General features: G+C 72.4%; 1 protein-coding gene. It reads left to right on the top strand.

Annotation, left to right across the window (positions count from 1 at the left end; translation table 11 throughout):
* Positions 1–1,107, top strand: a 1,107-nt coding sequence (locus CCN72_RS33960) for a tetratricopeptide repeat protein (RefSeq protein WP_143664292.1), incomplete at both ends; no start/stop codon positions are given.

Raw genomic sequence — 1,107 nt, 5'->3', positions numbered from 1 at the left:
GGCCGCCGCCGAACTGGCCCGGCTGTGCGGGTATCTGCCGCTCGCGCTGCGCATCGCGACCGCGCGGCTGCGCAACCGCCCGCGCTGGACCCTGGCGTACCTGGTGGAGCGGCTGCGGGACGAGACCCGGCGGCTGGACGAACTCAGCCTGGGCGAGCGGAGCATCGCCGCGACCCTGCGGCTGTCGTACCAGGCCCTGGACAAGGACTCCAGGACCGCCTTCCGTACCCTCGCCCTGCACCCCGGCGGGGACATCGATGTCTATTCGGCGGCCGCCCTGCTCGGCATGGACGTCCGGATCGCCGAGGACACGCTGGAACGGCTCCTCGACGTCCATCTGGTGCTGCAACCGGAGATCGGCCTGTACACCATGCACGACCTGGTGCGCAGCTTCGTCCGTAGTCTGCGCGGCGAGCCCACCGCACAGGACGACGGGGCCGCGGTCGAGCGGCTGCTCGACTACTACCTGACGGCCACCGAGGCGGCCTGCGAGGTGCTGTTCCCCGGGCGCCGGCGCCGGCCCACCGGGATCCCGCCGTCGACGGCGGAGCTGCCCGACCTCACCCACGAGAAGCTGGCGCAGGTCTGGTTCTCCCGCGAGCACCCCGGGCTGCTGTCCCTGGTCACCCTGGCCGAGCGGTCCGGGCATGACCGGCACGCGGTGTGCCTGGCCCGCAATCTCGTCTTCCACCTCAACGCGCGCGGTCATCTCCAGGAGTTCGCGCAGCTGTGCCGCCTCGCGGTCACGGCCGCCCGGCGCCTGGGCGACCTGGACCTGCTCGGCGTCAGCCTGTCCAACCTGGGTGTCGCCTGCTGGAAGCTCGGCCGCTACGAGGAGGGTGTCAAGGTCGCCGAGGAGGGCCGGGACGTCGCCGCCCGGCTGGGCGACCGGCACACCCAGGCGCACACCGAGAGCACGCTCGGTCTGTACAAGAGCCTGCTGGGCCGCTTCCCCGAGGCGCTCGTCCACCTCCAGTGGGCGATCACCTGCGAACGCGAACTCGACTCGCCCCGCGCCGAGGCCGAGAGCCTCACCGCCCTGAGCGCCCTGTACGAGCAGTGGGGCAAGTATCCGGAGGCCGCCGAGGCGGCCTCCGGATACTTGCC

Origin of the sequence: Streptomyces murinus (assembly GCF_002154555.1) — a bacterium.
GTDB classification, from domain to species: domain Bacteria; phylum Actinomycetota; class Actinomycetes; order Streptomycetales; family Streptomycetaceae; genus Streptomyces; species Streptomyces murinus.
Note: the sequence above shows the minus strand (reverse complement) of the source record. Positions and strands in the feature narration are given on the sequence as shown.